Source organism: Pseudomonas sp. FG6, from assembly GCF_057809015.1.
In genome coordinates this window covers 76,448-95,970 of the sequence record NZ_JBMDJD010000013.1, presented here as the reverse complement: position 1 = coordinate 95,970, position 19,523 = coordinate 76,448, and the positions used below count along the sequence as shown (strand labels likewise).

The window sequence follows — 19,523 nt, the reverse complement described above, 5'->3', positions numbered from 1 at the left end:
CGGCAGGTCATAATGCCGCGCGCCCAACCACCTTGCAGAGTCTAGGGAGTCAGCTTGTCTACGCCTGTCGAACCCTTGCGTTTGCTGTTATTGGCCGAAGAGCCAGAGTGGTCGGCCATCTTGCGCGAGTGCCTGGCGCCCTTGGGGCCTGCAGTCGTGTTGATCAGTGCTCCGAGCTGGGAGTCGGTCAGCAGCCTGTTCGAGGATAACCGCAACGCAGTACTACTGACCGTCATGGCCCTGCAACCGGCACCGGGCCGATGCTCCCTGCCGACTATCCTGTTGCTTGAGCACGAGCCTGCGGTCGCTCCCGACGGCGTCAGCGACTGGCTGGTGCGTGACCTGCTCGACAGTGCGACCCTGCGTCGTTGCCTGCGCCATGTGCGCGAGCGCGGTGTACTGGAGAACACCTTGCAGCGTCTCGCCGAGCAGGATCCGCTGACCGGCATCGCCAATCGCCAGGGTTTCCAGACGCTGCTGACGGCGCGCCTGGCGGAAAACGACGGCCGTGGCATAGCGCTCGGGCACCTGGACCTGGACAACTTCCGGCACGCCAATGACGCCCTCGGTCACCAGGCCGGCGACCGCTTGATCCTGCAAGTGGTGTCACGGCTCAAGGGGGCGCTCGAAGCCGGGGATCAACTGGCGCGATTGGGCAGCGACGAATTCGCCTTGCTGATCGACACCCGCCGCGCGCCGCAGCGGGCCGAGTGGATGGCCGAGCGTATCATCGAGGCCATGGCCGAACCTTATTGGGTGGACGGTGAAAGCCTGCTGATCGGTTGCAGCCTGGGCGTCGCCCATGCACGTGCCCAGGCCGGCGCCGACCCGCTGATGTGGCACGCCCACATCGCCATGCAGCAGGCCAAGAGCACACAAGGCTGTACCTTTCACATCTTCAACGAGCGGATCAACCGCAATGCCCGTAGCCTCGCCGACCTGGAAAGCGAGTTGCGCCGGGCGCTGCGCCGTGACGAACTGGAATTGCATTACCAGCCCCGGCTGAGCCTCGATGGCGCCCGCATCGTCGGCCTCGAAGCCCTGGTGCGCTGGCGTCACGGTGAACGTGGCTTGCTGCCGCCCAGCGAATTCGTACCGCTGGCCGAACAGAGCGGCCTGATCGTGCCGCTGGGCTACTGGGTGATTTCCCGGGCGCTGCGGGACATGCAAGCCTTGCGTGAGCGGGGGCTGGCGCCGCTGCACATGGCGGTCAACCTGTCGTTCCGGCAGTTCCAGGACAGCCAGTTACTGCCGACCCTGAGCCGGCTGATCGCCGAGCGGGGTGTCGAGGCCCAGTGGCTGGAATTCGAACTCACCGAAACCGCCGTCATGCGCCGCAGCGAACTGGTCAAGCAGACCATGGACGCCCTGGGGCGCCTGGGCGTGCGCTTTTCCCTGGATGACTTCGGCACCGGGTTCTCGTCGTTCGTGCACCTCAACAGCCTGCCGATTGCTTTGCTCAAGATCGACAAAAGCTTCGTCGGCGGCATGGAGCTGCGCGAAGAGAACCGCCAGTTGGTGCACGCCATGATCAACCTGGCCCATAACCTCAACCTGGAAGTGGTGGCCGAAGGCGTGGAAACCCACGAACAACTGGATTTGCTGCGCGGCTTCGGCTGCGACCAGGTGCAGGGCTTCTTGATCAGCAAACCGTTGCCGTTGCCGGAGTTGGTTGAGTACCTGACGTTCGAAGGTGATCAGCAATCCATGCGCGAAATCGTGGCCTGACAGAAACCTTGTGGGAAGTGAGCCCTGTGGGAGTTTGCTCCCACAGACTCTTTGCTCCCACAGGGGGATCACTTGGCCTGGACAGCCTCGAAACTCGACTGCCCCGGTTCGCTGCGGATCATCCGCTTCATTTTCCATTCAAACGCCAGCGTCAGGCTCACTGCCGCGCAGGCCAGCCCCAGGGCCAGGCCCCACCAGACGCCGGTCGGCCCCCAGTGGAGGTGAAAAGCCATCCACCACGCGGAGGGCGCGCCAATCAGCCAATAGCAGCCCAGGCCCACCAGGAAGGTGGTCTTGGCATCCTTGAGCCCGCGGATGCAGCCCATGGCGATGGTTTGCGTGCCGTCGAACAGCTCGAACCAGGCCGCCACGGCCAGCAGGCTCACGGCCAGGTTGATCACTTCCCTGAACGCCGGGTCGTTGTGGTCCAGGAACAGACCGACCAAGGCATGCGGCAGCAGCCAGAAGACCATGGCGAACGTCAGCATCGCGGCTGCACCAAAACCGATGCCGACGCGCCCGGCCAGTCGTGCCATCTGCAATTGTCCGGCACCGTAGTGCTGGCCGATGCGCATGGTGATGGCGTAGGACATCCCCGCCGGCACCATGAACGCCACCGAGACAATCTGCAGGGCGATCTGGTGGGCCGCCAACGGTGTGCTGCCCATGGTGCCCATGCACAGCGCGGCGAACGCGAACAAGCCGACTTCCACGGCATAGGTGCCGCCGATCGGCAGGCCCAGGCGCCACAGTTCCTGGAGGTATTGGCGATTGGGCTGCAACAGGCCGGCCAGCAATGGATAAGCCTTGTAGACCGGGTGCCGGTGAATGTGCCAGGCCAGCGCCAGGGCCATGCAGTTGGCGACGATGGCCGTGACCAGGCCGATCCCCATCAAGCCCAGTTTCGGCAGGCCGAACAGACCGGTGATGAGCGCATAGTTGAGCAGGAAGTTGGCCACCGTGCCGCCGAGGCTGATCACCATGACCGGTGTGGCCCGGCCGATGGCGCTGGTAAAACCGCGCAGGGCCATGAAGCTCAGGTAGCCGGGCAGGGCGAACGGCAGCGCCAGCAGGAACTGTCCGGCGGACAGCACGTTGCTCTCGGTCTGGCCGAACATCAGCAGCACCGGCTTGAGGTTCCACAGCAGCAACCCGGCCATCAGCGCCATCAACCAGGCCAGCCACAACCCGGCCTGGGTCAGCCGGGTGGCGCCCTCGGTGTCGCCCGCACCATGACGGATCGCCACCAGGGTACCCACCGCTGCGATGACGCCGATGCAGAAGATCGAGACGAACGAGTAGCTGGCCGCCCCCAGCCCGCCGCCCGCCAGGGCTTCGGGACTCAGACGAGCCATCATCACGGTGTCGGTCAACACCATCAGCATGTGCGCCAACTGCGAAGCGATCAGCGGTCCCGCCAGCCGCAGGATGGCCCAGAGTTCAATACGCACCGGATGCCGCATGATCATCACGCTCCAAGTTCGAACAAGGCAGTAAAGCAACGATTCTCGGCGTCCCTCGCGGTTTGCACAAAAGGATAAAAAAGATCCCTGGCATGATTAAAACTCATGCAAGGGCAGTTTCTGGTAGGGTTTGCCAACAGGTCATAGGAGCTTTGCCCATGTCGCGTCGTCTTCCTCCTCTTTATGCGTTGCGGGCGTTCGAAGCGGCGGCACGGTACAGCTCGTTCACCCGGGCGGCCGAAGAACTGTCGATTACCCAGAGCGCAGTCAGCCGGCACATTCGCACGCTGGAAGAGCACTTCGCTTGTCGGTTGTTCCAGCGCAGCGGGCGTCATTTGCAGTTGACCGAGGCGGCGCGGTTACTGCTGCCGGGTGTGCGCGAAGGCTTCATGGCGCTGGAGCGGGCCTGCCATACCTTGCATGGCGAGGATGGCATCCTGCGCATGAAAGCCCCCTCGACCCTGACCATGCGCTGGTTGCTGGCGCGGCTCAGTCGCTTCCGGCATCTACAGCCGGGCAATGAGGTGCAACTGACCAGCGCCTGGATGGACGTCGACTCGGTGGATTTCAATACCGAGCCTTTCGATTGCGCGGTACTGCTGAGCAACGGGCATTTCCCAGCCGATTGGGAGGCCAGCTTGCTGTTTTCCGAGGAACTGATCCCGGTCGGTGCGCCAAGCCTGTTGAGCGAACCGCCCTGGGACGTTGAGCGGTTGGCCAGCACCGAGCTGTTGCACCCCACGCCGGACCGCCGGGACTGGCGCAAGTGGTTGGAGTGCATGGGGTTGGCCGACCAGGTCTCGCTCAAGGGCGGGCAGGTGTTCGACACGCTGGAGTTGGGCATGATCGCGGCGGCGCGGGGCTATGGCGTGTCCATGGGCGACCTGCTGATGGTGGCTGAAGACGTGGCCCAGGACCGCCTGAGCCTGCCATGGCCGACGGCCGTTGCCAGCGGCGAGCACTATTATCTGGTCTGGCCGAAAACCCGTCCTGGAGGTGAACGTTTGCGTCGTCTGAGCGACTTCCTCCAAAGCGAGGTCAAGGCCATGCAACTGCCTGCCGTGGAGCGTCTTGGCTGAATCGTTGAAGCTTGCGTGATAGCCACTTGATATTATTCCTTCCAGAATGCTCAAGTATTCGACTTTGCCGCCGAATCGGTGAGATGGAACCCTCGTTCAGAAAGGGCTTATCACACCTCACCGAATACAATGCCGAGCGTGCGACGTGATCAGAATGATCCGGTCTCTCGGCCAGGAGCCGTCATGTCTCAACCCCGTGCCCGGATCGCCTCACAGCTAGGCCTTGCCCTCGCCGTGATTCTGGCGGTCGTCATCACCGGCAGTACCGTCTTCGCCTTGCGCTCGCTGGACGCTGCCAACCTTGCCACCCGTGAAGAACATCTGGCCAGCGAAGCGCGCCTGATGGCCGATCAGCTCAATACCTTCCACGGCACCCTGCGTGAAAGCACCCAGCGCTTGAGCGGCCTGTTTGAGAAACGCTTCAGCGCAGGCTTGCAAGTGCATGCCGATCAACCGATCGCGGTGGCGGGCGTGCAGGCCCCGAGCCTGACCCTGGGCAGCGAAGTGCTGAACAACAACTTCGACGAAGTGGACGAGTTCAGGCAAATGACGGCGGGTGTGGCGACGGTGTTCGTGCGCAGCGGCGATGACTTCATCCGCGTCAGCACGTCCTTGACCAAGCAGGACGGTACGCGAGCCATCGGCACCTTGCTCGATCGGGCTGGGCCTGCTTATGCGCCGGTGATGTCCGGCCAGAGCTACATCGGTCGCGCCTTGCTCTTTGGGCGTTACTACATGTCGCAGTACACGCCGGTACGCGACAGCGGCGGTAAGGTCATTGCCGTGTTGTACGTAGGATTCGATTACACCGATGCGCAGAATGCGCAGTTCGAGAACCTCAAGCGCTTCCGCATTGGCCAGACTGGTTCGCTGGCCTTGCTGGATGAGCAGAACAAATGGCTGGTGCCGCCGGCGGGTGTCCAGGCCCTGGACCAAGCGAGCAAGACCATCGTCGACTTGGCCAGGAAGCCAGGCAAGGGTGCGTTCTGGAGCGACACCGCCGAAGACTTCTACAGCGTTGCCGTGCCGTTCGAAGGCGGGCCGTGGGCGGTGGTGGCGAGCATGCCGAGGGCCGAGATCAGCGCGGTGACCTGGAGCGTGGGCACTCAATTGGCTATCGGCAGTCTGTTGGCGATGCTGCTGGCGGTGGGGGCCGCGATGTGGCTGTTGCGCAGCAAACTGGCACCGCTGGGAGACCTGGTGCGCCAGGCCGAAGCGCTGGGTGCCGGCGACTTGAGCGTGCGCCTGGATGTGTCGAGTCATGACGAGATCGGCCAACTGGCCCGGGCTTTCAACCAGATGAGCCAGGCCCTGTCGACCATGGTCGAGCACATCCGCAAGGCGTCCCAGGAAGTCAGCAGCCGTGCCCAGGCCCTGTCCGGGTTGTCCAGCGGCGCCTATGAAGGCATGGAGCAGCAGTCCGGCGAAATCACCAGCATGGCCGGCGCGGTGGAAGAGTTCAGTGCCACCTCGTTGGACATTGCCGACAACATGGGCAACACCCAGCGCCTGGCCCAGGAAAACGCCCAGCAAACCCAGATCGGTCGTACCTCGATGGGTGAAGCTTCGGCATCTCTGGAGCAGATTGCCGGCTCGCTGAACAGCACCGCCAAGGTCATCAACACCTTGGGCCAACGTTCCCAGGAAATCGGTGGCATTGTCGGCGTCATCACCTCCATCGCCGAGCAAACCAACCTGCTGGCCCTGAACGCGGCCATCGAAGCCGCCCGCGCGGGCGAGCAGGGCCGTGGGTTTGCCGTGGTCGCCGATGAAGTTCGTAGCCTGGCATCGCGTACCCGTCAGGCCACTGATGAAATTTCCGGCATGATCAACAGCATCCAGCAGGAAACCGGCAATGCCATCAGCACCATGGAACAGGGCAACCTGTTGATGCAGGAAGGCCTGTCGCGCAACGCCAACGTGGCCTCGGCCCTGGCGCGTATCGACGAACAAAGCCGCTCGGCCGGGCATCAATTCGCGGCGATCACCACCGCCACCCAGGAACAAAGCAGCACCGCGACATTGCTCAGCAGCAACCTGCAAAGCATTGCCATGGCCAACAGCGAACAACGCGAAGTGGTCTCGAACCTGGCGATCACCGCCAAGGAACTGGAAAAACTCGCCCAGGACCTGCGCCAAGAGGTTGACCGGTTCCGCTGAGGCGTCTTGCATCGCTGCCGCCTGCTCGCTTCCCAGTCTCCTGTGGGGGCGAGCTTGCTCTCGCTCGGCCGGTCCGACGCCTTGGGCGCAGCCGTCGCGAAACCAGGCAGTGCGGTTTACCTGAAACAATGCAGGGGCCTGCTTCGCAGGCCAGCGGGAGCAAGCTCCCTCGCCACAGGGGACTGTGCTCTCAAAAAAATCCCGACCGCGTGTTCATTCCTTTTTAGGAATTTGCAGTTTTTAGGCTTGCTGAAACGTTTCTTCAAGTCTATAAAACCCGCACAACTCCAAGAAAGGTCGCCTCCATGACTCCTCTCAAACTCCTCGTTACCCTTGGCGCCCTGGGCGCTGCCTCCCATGCCTTGGCGTGGGACTACGTTCTGCTCGACACCGATAAAGCCGCGCAACCCTGGCAAATCACCAGCCAGCAACTCGGCGTGAAAACCGACAAGCCCTTTTCCGTGACGATGCGCACGCTGCATGGTGGGCGACAGGAGGGCGTCAGCATCGTCGACATCGACAACGGCACCCTGAAGCTTTCCGTCGTGCCCACCCGTGGGATGAACGTATTGCAGGCGTCGGTCGGGAACGTGCGCATGGGCTGGGATTCTCCGGTCAAGGAAGTGGTCAATCCGGCGTTCATCGAGCTCAACGGTCGTGGTGGCCTGGGCTGGCTTGAAGGGTTCAACGAACTGGTGACCCGCTGCGGTTACGAATGGGTTGGTCATCCCGGCATGGACAACGGCGAGCTGCTGACCTTGCATGGTCGCGCGGCCAACATCCCGGCCAACAAGGTCACCCTGCACATCGATGAAAAGCCGCCGTACGCCATTACCCTGCGGGGCGAACTGAAGGAGCAGGCCTTCAAGAAGGTCGACTTCTCGGTACAGACCGAGCTGGTCACCGAGCCCGGCAGCGTGACCTTCGCGCTCAACGATACGCTGACCAACAACGGCGACTATCCGAAGGAATACCAGGCGCTCTACCACAGCAACTTCAGCACGCCATTCCTGGAGCAAGGCGCTCGCTTCGCCGCGCCGGTCAAGCAGGTCTCGCCGTTCAACGACAAGGCCAAGGGTGATCTGCACGATTGGCAGACCTACCGGGCCCCCACCAAGGATTACGACGAGACCGTCTATAACGTCGTGCCGTACGCCGATGCCAAGGGCGACACACTGACGGTGCTGCACAACAAGGCTGGTAGCCTCGGTGTGTCGGTGGGCTTCAACACTCGCACGCTGCCTGTGTTCTCCCTGTGGAAAAACACCGACACCCAAGGCCAGGGCTACGTGACCGGGCTGGAACCGGGCACCAGTTTTTCCTACAACCGTCACTACCAACGGCCGCTGGGCCTGGTGCCGACCATCGCGCCGAAAGAGCACAAGCAGTTCTTGATCCACTACAGCCTGCTGGCGGACAAGGGCGCTGTGGATAACGCACTCAAGCGCATCGATGCCATCCAGAACGGGCAAAAAACCGAGGTGCGTGAAACACCGTTGGTGGACCTGACCAAGCCTTGAGGCGCCTCACGGTGTAGCAGGCCGATACTGCAAGGCTTCGGCCAGGTGTTCGCGCCGGATCGGCCCCGCTTGCTCAAGGTCCGCAAGCGTCCTGGCGACCTTGAGCAAGCGATGGGCGGCGCGCAGCGACAGGGTCAATCGTTCGCAGGCAGTTTCCAGCCAGGCTTCGTCGGTTGTGGATAACTTGCAGTGTTGACGCAACCCCGGCAGATCGAGGAAGGCGTTGGCACATCGCTGGCGTTTGTGCTGGCGTTCCCGTGCCTCGGCCACCTGCCCGGCGACCGTGGCGGTATCGTCCCCGGTGTGGCCTTTGGGGTTCAACGCCGTGGCTTCCCGGGCGACGGTCAGGTGCAGGTCGATGCGGTCCAGCAGCGGGCCGGAGAGTTTGTTGCGGTAGCGCTGCACCATGTCCGGCGTGCAGGAACAACGACCGCTGGGGTCGCCCAGGTAACCACAAGGGCAAGGATTCATCGCCGCCACCAACTGGAAGCGCGCCGGGAAGCGTACCCGGTCGCGGGCGCGGGAAACCACGATGTGTCCAGACTCCAGCGGTTCCCTCAGCACTTCCAGCACCTTGCGGTCGAACTCCGGCAGTTCGTCCAGAAACAGCACCCCGTGGTGGGCGAGGGTGATCTCCCCCGGCTGCGGTTTTGACCCGCCGCCCACCAGCGCCGGGCCGGAGGCCGAATGGTGGGGCTGGCGAAACGGACGCTGCGGCCAGTGGCTCAACGGCATGCAGCTGGCGACGGATTGAATAGCCGCGACCTCCAGGGCCTCGCTCTCCGCCAGCGGTGGCAGCAGACCCGGCAGGCGACTCGCCAGCAAGGTCTTGCCGGTGCCCGGTGGTCCGCTGAACAACAGGTTGTGCGCCCCCGCCGCGGCAATGAGCAATGCGCGCTTGGCCGCCGATTGGCCCTGTACTTCGTTGAGGTCCGGATAGGGCTTGGCCGCATGAATCAGGCCGTCGGAAATGTAGGGTTCAACCGGCGTATGGCCGTTGAAGTGCGCCACCGCTTGCAGCAAATGATCCACCGCGATCACCTTCAATCCCGACGCCAGGCACGCCTCCTCGGCATTCGCCCGCGGCACCACCAGCGTGCGCCCGGCCTTTCGGGCCGCCAGCGCCGCCGGCAATACCCCGCGTACCGGTCGCACGGCGCCGGACAGTGCCAGCTCACCCAGGCATTCCACGTCATCCAGGGTCAAGGTCGGCACCTGCACACTGGCCGAGAGAATCCCCAAGGCAATCGCCAGATCGAAGCGCCCGCCGTCCTTGGGCAGGTCCGCCGGGGCCAGGTTCAAGGTGATCCGCCGCGCCGGAAACTGCAGCCCCGAATTGATGATCGCGCTGCGCACCCGGTCCTTGCTTTCCTTTACCGCCGCCTCCGGCAAACCCACCATCGTCAGTGACGGCAAGCCATTGGCCAGGTGGACTTCAACGGTCACGGCAGGCGCCTCGACCCCGACTTGGGCGCGGCTGTGGACGATGGCGAGCGACATGGAGCGTTCCTTGGCTGAATGAGGGTGCCGCGTCCTGCGGCCCTTGAAGGGTAGTCGGGGTGCGGTGTCCCGGCGGCTTCATCGACGGGGCAAATCTTCGCAGGATGTTGCCACCGTGGCGGGGCAGGCCGGTGATTGGCCTTCCGGCGGGTCGAAAGGGTGCCACCCAACCCTCTGCTAAGCTGGAATCTGTCCCGTCGATGCTGGGCGGGCGCCACGGCACAGCGAGGAAGTGGCCATGAGCGATCTGCTGGCTCTGTTAACCGACAACCGCTTCATGCCCCACGGGCACTGCTTCATGTGGCGGCCGGATCTGCTGTGGACCAATGTGATCGCGGATGGCTTGATTGCCCTGAGCTACGTCTCCATTCCGTTTACGCTCCTGTACTTTATCCACAAGCGCAAGGACGTGCCGTTCGACTGGATGCTGGCGGCCTTCGGCGTCTTCATCCTGGCCTGCGGCACCAGCCATGTGATGGAGATCCTGACGATCTGGCAGCCATATTACTGGCTGTCGGCGCTGGTCAAGGTGATCACGGCGATGGCTTCGGTCGTTACCGCCATCCTCCTGATCCGGCTGGTGCCTGCGGCGTTGAAGATCCCGAGTCCGCAGCAAATGGCCCGGGTCAACGACGAGTTGCGCGAGGCGCAGGCCGAGTTGGTCACCACGGCGCGCCGGGCGGGCATGGCGGAAATCGCCACCAACGTGCTGCACAACGTGGGCAATGTGCTCAATAGCGTCAATGTCTCCGCCCAGGTCCTGACTGAAAAAATACACACATCCAAGGGACCGGGAGTCGCCAAGGCTGTCCAGTTGATGAAGGCGCACCCCGATGATCTCGGCGACTTCATCAGCAGTGATCCAAGAGGTCGTGCATTACCGGACTATCTCGACAAACTGGCCGAGGCGCTGGCGATCGAGCAGCAGGGCATGATCGCCGAGCTGGCGCAGTTGACCCGCCGGATCGACCATATCAAGGAGATCGTCGCGACCCAGCAATCCTATGCCGGCAACTCCAGCGTGCTGGAACCGGGTTCGCTACCGGACCTGCTGGAGGACGTCGTGCGCATTTGCGATACGTCCCTGGCCCGACAGCAGGTGACGCTGGTCAAGGAGTTCAGCGCCGTCCCGACGATCCCATTGGACAAGCACAAGGTGCTGCAGATTCTGGTCAATCTGATCAACAACGCCCGGCAGGCACTGGAGTCCGGGGCCGGGAAGCCGGCGCGGATTACCTTGCGCCTGAAATCCACTGACGATGAACGGGTGCGGATCGAGGTCGAGGACAATGGTGAGGGGATCACCCCGGACAACCTTGTACGGGTGTTCGAGCACGGTTTCACCACTCGCCCTGATGGCCATGGCTTTGGCCTGCACAGCTGTATTCTGGCCGCCCACGAAATGGGTGGCGAGCTCACGGTACAGAGCGCGGGGCCGGGACGGGGGGCGTTATTTGCCCTCGAGCTGCCGATTGAATTGCATCAGGAGCAAGCCCTGCGGGCCATGGGGCATTGAGCAGGCTGCGGGCAAGGATTTCGACGCATTTTCGTTGAATAATCCAAGAGGTCATGCGATTGCCTGCATGGTGGTCACTATTTCCCGTGATTAGCATTCCTTGATAAACGTGGCAAAGGGCCATTGTTTCGCGAAGGTCCGCTGATGAACTGGCTCAACGATGCAAATTTTTCCACCAAACTGATCTCCTCGTTTTTCCTTTGCTCCCTGATCACGCTCGCCGTGGGCATGCTGGGCATCAGCGGGGTTTCCGTGCTGTCGGCGCGCTTGCAGATGGTGTTCAACAACAACCTGGTCTCGGTGGCCAATACGGCGCAGACCAAAACCAAGGCGGTCGGTCAGACGCGAGACATGTATCGGCTCTACGTCGCCACCGCCGGTAATGCTCCGCAAAGCGTGAAGGATGAATTCCTTGCCTCGATGAAAGCCAACCAGTTGGCCAGCGAGCAGGCTTTTGCCGAGTATCGCAAAGGGCCGTTGGCCGAAGATGAGCGCATGGCCGGTGACCAGGTGGCGCGTGATTGGCCGGTCTACCAGGCCATGGTGCAGCAATACCTGGCGCTGATGGCGGCGGGGGACCTGGAAAATGGCCGCATTCTGCTGCTGGGTGACTTGCAGAAAACCTATCGCAAGGTCATGGACCAGTTGACCATCATGATCGACTCCAATGACCGTCAGATCAGCGAAGGCGCCAAGGCCGCCGTACAGCAGGAAGCATCGGCCAGGACGGTGTTGTACAGCGGTATCGTCATTGCGTTTATCGCGGCTCTGGCTCTTGGCCTGTTTATCAGCCGCTTGATCAGTCGACCCATTGCCACGGCGCTCGCCTGCGCGCAGCGCATTGCCCAAGGCGACCTGACCCAGCACATCACCAGCAGCCGTCGCGACGAAGCGGGTCAATTGCTCAAGGCCTTGGGTGACATGCAGGGCAGCTTGAAAAACACCCTTCAGCAGATCGCCAGTGCTTCGGACCAATTGGCTTCCGCGGCCGAGGAGCTGACGGCGGTGACCGACGATGGCAGTCGAGCCCTGACGCGGCAGAACGACGAAATCCAGCAGGCGGCCACGGCAGTGACCGAGATGACATCAGCGGTCGAGGAAGTGGCTCGCAACGCGGTTTCCACCTCGCAGGCTTCGCAATCGACCAGTTCCCGAGCCAGCGATGGGCGCGATCAAGCCCGCAGCGCGGTGCAGGCGATCGATCATGCCACCCAGGAAATCACGTCCTCCACCGGCCTGGTCAGGGATCTGGCCGTGCAGGTCCGTGATATTGGCAAGGTGCTGGATGTGATTCGCGGGATTGCCGAGCAAACCAATCTGTTGGCGCTCAATGCCGCCATCGAGGCCGCCCGGGCGGGGGAGCAGGGGCGTGGTTTTGCGGTGGTCGCCGATGAAGTTCGCGCCCTGGCGGCCCGCACCCAGGCGTCCACGGGGGAAATCGAGGGCATGATCCATGCGGTGCAGAACCGCGCAGACGGTGCGGTCGATGCCATGGGCAGGAGCCAGGCGCTGGTGACCGAGACCCAAAGTCTGGCCCGCGCCACCGGCGAGGCCTTGGAGCTGATCGCCGACGGCATCTCGCAGATCAATGACCGTAACCTGGTGATTGCCACGGCGTCCGAAGAGCAGGCCCACGTGGCCCGCGAGGTCGACCGTAACCTGGTCAATATTCAGGATCTCTCGACCCAGACGGCGGCTGGCGCGCACCAGACCAATGCTTCTAGCCAGGAACTGTCGAACCTGGCCCTGTCATTCAATGCGCTGGTCGGTCGTTTCCGTCTCTGAGCTCTCGGTTGAATACCCGAAGGCCAGGCGTATCGACCAGCAGCGGAGGGCGGCTTATTGCGCTGCGGGCGTCAGTCGTGCCTCCAACTCCGCCACCTTCGCCTCCAGGCTCTCCAACCGTGCCCGGGTGCGGGCCAGTACGACCATCTGGCTGTCGAATTCTTCCCGGCTCACCAGGTCCAGCTTGCTGAAGCCACTTTGCAGCAAGGCCTTGAACTGGCTTTCGATTTCGCTTTTGGGCAGCGGGGTGTCGCCGCTCAAGAGGCGGGAGGCGTGGCCGCTGAGGGCGTCGAGGAGGTCTTTGGGCGCGAGCATGGCAGCAATCCTGAAAAACGATGGCGGCAGTGTATCACGCAGTGTCTATAGTCAAATTTGCAGGCAAGGGTGCACGCTTTTTGCGCACAGGGCCGGGCGCCGTCGCACTGTTGTTGTGCGTATCGCTGCGGTTCGCGGCGCACCGCAGGCGGGTCAAGCGGGTAAACGACTGAAAACAGGGAGGTTTGGCGCAGGTGGCAAGGTTTCTGCTTAGAGGCTGATGACCCATGCACTGATGCAGTCGCTGTGACGAATGCAGTGCAGCCAGGCGAAGCGGGGAGCTTCGCCAGGAGCGGTTAACTGGCGCTGGTCGGGCAACTTGGGCCGACGACGCGTTACAAAGCCAGGCACTGCGCTTAGACTTGAGTCGGGTTTGTTTTCCTGGGGCAAGTCCACCAATTCGGGAGAAAGTTTCATGAAGCTAGTCACTGCCATCATCAAGCCGTTCAAATTGGACGACGTGCGCGAGTCGCTGTCCGAGATCGGCGTGCAGGGCATTACCGTTACTGAAGTCAAAGGCTTCGGGCGGCAAAAAGGTCACACCGAGCTGTACCGTGGCGCGGAATACGTGGTCGATTTCCTGCCCAAGGTCAAGATCGATGTCGCCATTGACGACAAGGACCTGGACCGGGTGATCGAGGCGATTACCAAGGCCGCCAACACCGGCAAGATCGGTGACGGAAAGATCTTCGTGGTCAATCTGGAACAGGCTATCCGCATCCGTACCGGCGAAACCGATACCGACGCCATCTAAGCCGCCCAAACCCAACGCCCCAGGAGAAAACAAAATGACTCTGCGTAAATTCGCAGGGCTAGGAGCCCTGTTGTCCTTGATAATGCCTGGCCTGGCCATGGCGGAAGAAGCGGCAGCCCCTGTCCTGAATTCCGGCGACACTGCCTGGATGCTGACTTCCACGATTCTTGTATTGTTCATGACCATTCCTGGCCTGGCGCTGTTCTACGGCGGCATGGTTCGTTCGAAAAACCTTCTTTCCGTGATGATGCAGTGCTTTGCCATTACCGGTTTGATCAGCGTCCTGTGGGTCATCTACGGCTACAGCATCGCGTTCGACACCACGGGCATGGAGCAGGGCGTCGTCAACTTCAACTCCTTCATCGGCGGCCTGGGCAAAGCGTTCCTGGCGGGTGTCACTCCGGCCAGCATTACCGGCCCTGCCGCGCTGTTCCCTGAGGCGGTGTTCGTCACGTTCCAGATGACCTTCGCCATCATCACCCCGGCCCTGATCGTCGGCGCCTTTGCCGAGCGGATGAAATTCTCCGCCATGCTGGTGTTCATGGGCGTGTGGTTCACGCTGGTGTATGCGCCGATCGCGCACATGGTCTGGTCCGGTAACGGCGGCCTGCTGTGGGACTGGGGCGTGCTGGATTTCGCCGGCGGCACCGTGGTGCACATCAACGCCGGTGTCGCCGGCCTGGTGGCGTGCCTGGTGCTGGGCAAGCGCAAAGGCTTCCCGACCACGCCGATGGCGCCCCATAACCTGGGTTACACCCTGATGGGTGCTGCGATGCTGTGGGTCGGCTGGTTCGGCTTCAACGCCGGTTCCGCCGTCGCCGCCAACGGCACCGCCGGCATGGCGATGCTGGTGACCCAGATCGCGACCGCTGCGGCGGCACTGGGCTGGATGTTTGCCGAGTGGATCACCCACGGCAAGCCAAGCGCACTGGGCATTGCCTCGGGCGTGGTCGCTGGCCTGGTGGCGATTACGCCGGCTGCCGGTACCGTGGGTCCGATGGGCGCCCTGGTCATCGGTTTGGCGGCAGGTGTGGTGTGCTTCTTCTGCGCTACTACCCTCAAGCGCAAGCTCGGTTATGACGACTCCCTGGATGCCTTCGGCGTGCACGGTATCGGCGGTATCCTCGGCGCGATCCTGACCGGTGTGTTTGCAGCTCCGGCCCTGGGCGGTTTCGGCACCGTGACCGACATCGGCGCGCAAGTATGGATTCAATTCAAAGGGGTGGGCTTCACGGTGATCTACACCGCGATCGTCACCTTCATCATCCTCAAGGTGCTGGACGCGGTCATGGGCCTGCGTGTTTCCGAGGAAGAAGAAGCGGTCGGCCTGGACTTGGCCCAACACAACGAGCGCGGCTACAACCTGTAAGTACACGCGAAAAAAAGTGCCCGGCTTGCCGGGCATTTTTTTGCCTGGGATTTGTCATGGGTGCCAGGACGCGTCGGTTTTGCGCAGGTCTTTTGTCGTCGATGCGACATGGGCTTTCTACCGCTAAAGGCTTACACCAAAGGTGGAATATTAGGCTCTTTGTTTTTTTTCAGAGCGCGCTAGAATGCGCCCCGAACGCGCGGAGATCTGTATGTGGCAACAGACGCTGATAACCCTGCGGGCACGGCCCCGGGGCTTTCATCTGGTGACGGAGGAGCTGCTTGCCGGCCTGCCTGAACTCCGGGCATGTCGTGTCGGTCTGTTGCATCTGTGGCTGCAGCATACCTCGGCTTCGTTGACCATCAACGAGAATGCCGATCCGGCGGTACGTCGAGACTTCGAACGATTTTTCAATCGGCTAATCCCACAAGGACCCGCCGACTATGAGCACAACGACGAAGGCCTGGACGACCTCCCGGCACACTTCAAGGCCAGCGTGCTTGGTTGCCAGCTCAGTCTGCCGGTTACGGCGGGACGGCTGGCGTTGGGGACCTGGCAAGGTGTTTATCTGGGCGAGCACCGTGATCATGGCGGTGCTCGTAAAGTCCTCGCCACCTTGTACGGTGAAGGGGCATAACCGCTGACTGTCGGCGGATATTTGAATTTTTTCTGGCAGCCTTCGAACAGATGGCGAAGCTGGTCTATAACTAATCTGCTTTTCGCAAGTCATGAGGTAGAACATGAGCGACGATGATCTGGAAAACGACGACCTCGAAGTAGGCGACGAAGACGAGGCCGAAGAAGGCCTGGAAGCGGCGGCTGAAGACGTTGCCGACGACGATGGTGCCGATGTTCCGGCGCCTACCGCCAAAGGCAAGGCCAAGGCGGCCGTATCGGTCGACGAACTGCCGAGCGTAGAGGCCAAGAACAAGGAGCGTGATGCGCTCGCCAAGGCCATGGAAGAATTCCTGGCCAGGGGCGGTAAGGTGCAGGAAGTGGAGGCCAACGTGGTCGCTGATCCACCCAAGAAGCCTGACAACAAGTACGGCAGCCGCCCGATCTGAGTCTCTGCTCACTGTTTGCTGAAAAAGCCCGCCGTCGCTGCGGGCTTTTTCATGGGCGCAGTTTTCAGGCCATGTGGAAGGCTTTTTCCACAGGGCTTAGGGTTGGCTATGCCACGCTGCCAGAAGCCCCGGCAGCTCGCTCAGGCTGTGGATTTCCGCGTCCGGCACATGCTCGGCATCCCAGGCCTTGCCCGCCGGGTTGAACCAGATTGCGCGCAGGCCGGCTTGTTGGGCGCCGGCGATGTCGTCGCCCGGGTGATCGCCAATGTGCACGGCGGTCTGCGCCGTGGCGCCGCCACGTTGCAGGGCTTCGTGGAACAGCCGGGCGTCCGGTTTGGCGATGCCGATGTCCTCGGCGCACAAGGCGAACTTGAAATAGTCCGCCAGCCCCAGGCGCCGTACATCGGCGTTGCCGTTGGTGACCACGCCCAGGGCGAAGTGATTGGCCAGGATTTCCAGGGTGGGCTGCACCTCGGGAAAGATGTCCAGTTGGTGACGGGCGTGCAGGAAGGTCTCGAACGCCTCGTCCGCCATTTCCGACGCTTGCCACTGCTCGTAACCGGCCTCTTGCAGGGCACGGAACAGCACCCGTCGGCGCAACGCACTGATGCGATGCTTCAGGCTGGGCTCCTCGCGCAGCACTTGCTCACGAATCGCAAACAGATGCTCCACCGGCAGGCCGCCCAGGTTCGGGGCATTGTCGGTCAGCCACTGGCGGAGTACGGCCTCGGCGCTGGCGATCACCGGGGCGGTGTCCCACAACGTGTCGTCCAGGTCGAAAGTGATGAGCTCGATGGTCATGATTCGTCGCCCTTGATGCGTTTGGCCCTGGGATGGGCACTGTCATAGACCGTCGCCAGGTGCTGGAAATCCAGGTGGGTATAGATCTGTGTGGTCTTGATGTCCGAGTGGCCGAGCAGCTCCTGCACGGCGCGCAGGTCCTGGGAAGACTCCAGCAGATGGCTGGCGAAGGAATGCCTGAGCATGTGCGGATGCAGGTTCTGCCCCAGCTCGCGCTCGCCGGCCGCCTTGACCCGCAGCTGGATCGCCCGTGGACCCAGGCGTCGCCCCTGTTGGCTGACGAACACCGCATCGTCGGCAGGATTGCTCAGGGTTCGCAGCGCCAGCCACTGTTCCAGCGCTTCACGTGCCTTACGGCCAATGGGCAGCACGCGTGTCTTGCTGCCCTTGCCGTGCACCTGGACCATGCCATCGGCCAGGTCCAACTGGTCCAGGTTCAGCCCCGCCAGCTCCGAAAGACGCAGGCCGGAGGAATAGAACAGTTCGAGGATCGCCTGGTCCCGTCGCGCCAGGAAATCATCCTCCACCGCGCCTTCGAGCAGTTGCAGGGTTCGGTCGGTGTCGAGGGTCTTGGGCAGGCGACGCTCACCCTTGGGCGGCGCGAGGCCGGTCGCCGGGTCGTGATCGCACAGCCCTTCGCGGTTGAGGTAGTGGTACAAGCCACGCACCGCCGACAACAGTCGCGCCAGGCTGCGGGAGGATTGCCCCTGTTGGTGCAGGCGGGCGACCAGGCTGCGCAAGCGCTGGATGTCCAGGGCGGCCCAACTGTCGATGTTCTGTTTCTGGCACCACGCCAGGACCTTTTCCAGATCCCGGCGATAGGCCGCCAACGTGTGGGGCGACACCTGGCGCTCACTGCGCAGGTGTTCGCAGTAGGCCTCCAGCTGCCGTTCCATCATCAGCGTACCGAGCGCAGCGAACCCGCCACCCGTGGCAGCACGCGACCGGTGACTTCGGCGATGTAGCTCAAGAACAGCGTGCCCACCGAGCTCTTGTAGTGCTGCGGGTCGCGGCTGGCGATGGCCAGCACGCCATGCACGCCCTGGTGGGCGATGGCGACGACGGCGGTGGAACCGATCTGCTGGCGCTGTTCTTCGCCGAACAGGAAGTCCAGCTCATGTTCGCGCAGGCTGCCGCTGACGCTTTTGTTTTCCGTGAGCAGGCCGCCGATCGCGGTCTGTGCTTCGGCGTGGGTCACCCAGCGGCCCACCGGCATGGCGTTGTCGCCAAACAGGATCAGGCTGACGAAGGGCACCTGGAAGTCCTGGCGCAGGCTGTCCTCGACACTCATCACCACGTCTTCGAGCGTGTTGGCGTCCATCAGCGCGAGGATCAGGCGGCGGGTCTTGTCGAAGAGTCGGTCGTTGTCCCGGGCGACGTCCATCAGGTGCGACAGGCGATGGCGCATTTCGATGTTGCGCTCGCGCAGGATCTTCATCTGGTGTTCCACCAGCGACACGGTATCGCCGCGCCGATGGGGAATGCGCAGCGTCGCCAGCAAATCCTCGTGCTCGACGAAGAAATCCGGATGAGCCTCCAGGTAAGCGACGACGGCCGCGGCTTGTGGAGGCTGGCCCGGGGAATCCTCGGGCGGCGGGGCTGGAACCTGTGGCTTGTCGGTCATGGGGTCGACTCACTCAAAGACGAACTTGTCCTTCGTATACGCGCACTGCCGGGCCGGTCATCATTACCGGTTGGCCAGGGCCCGCCCATTCGATGGACAAGCGCCCGCCAGGCAGGTCGATCAACAAAGGCGAATCCATCCACCCCTGGCTGATCGCGGCGACTGCGGCGGCGCAAGCGCCGGTGCCGCAGGCCTGGGTTTCTCCTGCGCCGCGCTCCCAGACGCGCAATTGCGCCCGGTGCCGGTCGATGACGTGCAGGAAACCGACATTCACCCGCGCCGGGAAGCGCCGATGGTGTTCGATCTTCGGCCCCAGCTCGTGCACCGGGGCGCTGTTGATGTCGTCGACGCGCAGCACGGCATGGGGGTTGCCCATGGACACGGCCGCCAGTTCCACGACGGTGCCGTCGACATCGACCTGGTAGCTCAAGGCCTGGGCCGGCGCGTCGAAGGGAATGTCCACCGGTACCAGGCGCGGTGCACCCATGTTGACGCCGATCTGGCCGTCGCTGCGCACATCCAGTTCGATGATGCCGCTCTTGGTCTCGACGCGGATCTGCCGCTTGGCGGTCAGGCGCTTGTCGAGCACGAAGCGGGCGAAGCAGCGCGCGCCGTTGCCGCATTGCTCCACTTCCGAACCGTCGGCATTGAAGATCCGATAGCGGAAATCCACGTCCGGGTTGGTAGGCGCCTCGACGATCAGCAACTGATCGAAACCGATGCCGGTGTGCCGGTCACCCCATTGCTTGGCGTGCTTGGGCAGGATGTGCGCGTGCTGGCTGACGAGGTCGAGGACCATGAAGTCATTGCCCAGGCCGTGCATCTTGGTAAAGCGCAGCAGCATG

General features: G+C 62.8%; 17 protein-coding genes and 1 pseudogene. 11 read left to right on the top strand and 7 right to left on the bottom strand.

Annotated elements, in window-relative coordinates:
- Positions 1 to 54: 54 nt before the first annotated feature.
- The gene (locus tag ACODSJ_RS11010; protein ID WP_489101747.1) at positions 55 to 1,728 is read left to right on the top strand and encodes a putative bifunctional diguanylate cyclase/phosphodiesterase; all 1,674 of its coding nucleotides are present in this window, start codon (positions 55 to 57) and stop codon (positions 1,726 to 1,728) included.
- Positions 1,729 to 1,796: 68 nt separating this feature from the next.
- On the opposite strand, the gene ACODSJ_RS11005 is transcribed toward ACODSJ_RS11010, so the two are convergent.
- Positions 1,797 to 3,191 carry a NorM family multidrug efflux MATE transporter gene (locus ACODSJ_RS11005; RefSeq protein WP_489101789.1) on the bottom strand — a complete coding sequence of 465 codons (1,395 nt, stop codon included), beginning with the start codon at positions 3,189 to 3,191 and terminating at the stop codon, positions 1,797 to 1,799.
- Positions 3,192 to 3,349: 158 nt separating this feature from the next.
- On the opposite strand from ACODSJ_RS11005, the gene ACODSJ_RS11000 reads away from it, so the two are divergent.
- From ACODSJ_RS11000 to ACODSJ_RS10990, 3 genes are all read left to right on the top strand, one after another.
- Complete coding sequence (locus ACODSJ_RS11000; protein ID WP_489101746.1) at positions 3,350 to 4,270, top strand: LysR substrate-binding domain-containing protein; 921 nt, start codon at positions 3,350 to 3,352, stop codon at positions 4,268 to 4,270.
- Between the two features lie 183 nt (positions 4,271 to 4,453).
- Entirely contained in the window at positions 4,454 to 6,430 is a 1,977-nt protein-coding gene (locus ACODSJ_RS10995; RefSeq protein WP_489101745.1) for a methyl-accepting chemotaxis protein, read from the top strand.
- 305 nt (positions 6,431 to 6,735) lie between these two features.
- Entirely contained in the window at positions 6,736 to 7,950 is a 1,215-nt protein-coding gene (locus ACODSJ_RS10990; protein WP_489101744.1) for an aldose 1-epimerase family protein, read from the top strand.
- 6 nt (positions 7,951 to 7,956) lie between these two features.
- On the opposite strand, the gene ACODSJ_RS10985 is transcribed toward ACODSJ_RS10990, so the two are convergent.
- Entirely contained in the window at positions 7,957 to 9,450 is a 1,494-nt protein-coding gene (locus ACODSJ_RS10985) for a YifB family Mg chelatase-like AAA ATPase (RefSeq protein WP_489101743.1), read from the bottom strand.
- 238 nt (positions 9,451 to 9,688) lie between these two features.
- Here ACODSJ_RS10985 and ACODSJ_RS10980 point away from each other — a divergent pair, with 238 nt between their 5' ends.
- The 3 genes and pseudogenes from ACODSJ_RS10980 to ACODSJ_RS10970 all read left to right on the top strand — a co-directional run bounded on the left by ACODSJ_RS10980 (position 9,689) and on the right by ACODSJ_RS10970 (position 12,751).
- Positions 9,689 to 10,966 carry a sensor histidine kinase gene (locus ACODSJ_RS10980; protein WP_489101742.1) on the top strand — a complete coding sequence of 426 codons (1,278 nt, stop codon included), beginning with the start codon at positions 9,689 to 9,691 and terminating at the stop codon, positions 10,964 to 10,966.
- Positions 10,967 to 11,110: 144 nt separating this feature from the next.
- Positions 11,111 to 11,893, top strand: a pseudogene (locus tag ACODSJ_RS10975) (MCP four helix bundle domain-containing protein); the annotation flags it as partial.
- Positions 11,888 to 12,751: a methyl-accepting chemotaxis protein gene (locus tag ACODSJ_RS10970; RefSeq protein WP_489101788.1), complete on the top strand. Its 864-nt coding sequence runs from the start codon at positions 11,888 to 11,890 to the stop codon at positions 12,749 to 12,751. The pseudogene ACODSJ_RS10975 and the gene ACODSJ_RS10970, both read left to right, overlap by 6 nt.
- Positions 12,752 to 12,805: 54 nt before the next feature.
- On the opposite strand, the gene ACODSJ_RS10965 is transcribed toward ACODSJ_RS10970, so the two are convergent.
- Complete coding sequence (locus ACODSJ_RS10965; RefSeq protein WP_489101741.1) at positions 12,806 to 13,066, bottom strand: accessory factor UbiK family protein; 261 nt, start codon at positions 13,064 to 13,066, stop codon at positions 12,806 to 12,808.
- 415 nt (positions 13,067 to 13,481) lie between these two features.
- Here ACODSJ_RS10965 and glnK point away from each other — a divergent pair, with 415 nt between their 5' ends.
- The 4 genes from glnK to sutA all read left to right on the top strand — a co-directional run bounded on the left by glnK (position 13,482) and on the right by sutA (position 16,253).
- Complete coding sequence (gene glnK, locus ACODSJ_RS10960) at positions 13,482 to 13,820, top strand: P-II family nitrogen regulator (RefSeq protein WP_002555808.1); 339 nt, start codon at positions 13,482 to 13,484, stop codon at positions 13,818 to 13,820.
- Positions 13,821 to 13,854: 34 nt separating this feature from the next.
- The gene (locus ACODSJ_RS10955; protein ID WP_489101740.1) at positions 13,855 to 15,189 is read left to right on the top strand and encodes an ammonium transporter; all 1,335 of its coding nucleotides are present in this window, start codon (positions 13,855 to 13,857) and stop codon (positions 15,187 to 15,189) included.
- 211 nt (positions 15,190 to 15,400) lie between these two features.
- Positions 15,401 to 15,826, top strand: a complete 426-nt coding sequence (locus ACODSJ_RS10950; RefSeq protein ID WP_489101739.1) for a secondary thiamine-phosphate synthase enzyme YjbQ — start codon at positions 15,401 to 15,403, stop codon at positions 15,824 to 15,826.
- Positions 15,827 to 15,929: 103 nt separating this feature from the next.
- A complete protein-coding gene (gene sutA, locus ACODSJ_RS10945; RefSeq protein WP_092395066.1) occupies positions 15,930 to 16,253 on the top strand; it encodes a transcriptional regulator SutA in 324 nt (107 codons plus the stop codon).
- A gap of 96 nt (positions 16,254 to 16,349) precedes the next feature.
- Here the strand turns inward: sutA and ACODSJ_RS10940 are convergent, their stop codons facing one another.
- Genes ACODSJ_RS10940 through dapF form a run of 4 tightly spaced genes read right to left on the bottom strand, consistent with a single transcriptional unit; the run spans position 16,350 to position 19,522 of the window.
- On the bottom strand, positions 16,350 to 17,054 hold the full coding sequence (locus ACODSJ_RS10940; protein ID WP_489101738.1) for an HAD family hydrolase: 705 nt from the start codon (positions 17,052 to 17,054) through the stop codon (positions 16,350 to 16,352).
- Positions 17,051 to 17,950: a tyrosine recombinase XerC gene (gene xerC / locus ACODSJ_RS10935; RefSeq protein ID WP_489101787.1), complete on the bottom strand. Its 900-nt coding sequence runs from the start codon at positions 17,948 to 17,950 to the stop codon at positions 17,051 to 17,053. Before xerC ends, ACODSJ_RS10940 begins: the two co-directional genes overlap by 4 nt.
- A gap of 2 nt (positions 17,951 to 17,952) precedes the next feature.
- The gene (locus ACODSJ_RS10930; RefSeq protein ID WP_489101737.1) at positions 17,953 to 18,678 is read right to left on the bottom strand and encodes a DUF484 family protein; all 726 of its coding nucleotides are present in this window, start codon (positions 18,676 to 18,678) and stop codon (positions 17,953 to 17,955) included.
- Positions 18,679 to 18,691: 13 nt separating this feature from the next.
- Complete coding sequence (gene dapF / locus ACODSJ_RS10925; protein WP_489101736.1) at positions 18,692 to 19,522, bottom strand: diaminopimelate epimerase; 831 nt, start codon at positions 19,520 to 19,522, stop codon at positions 18,692 to 18,694.
- Position 19,523: the final 1 nt, after the last annotated feature.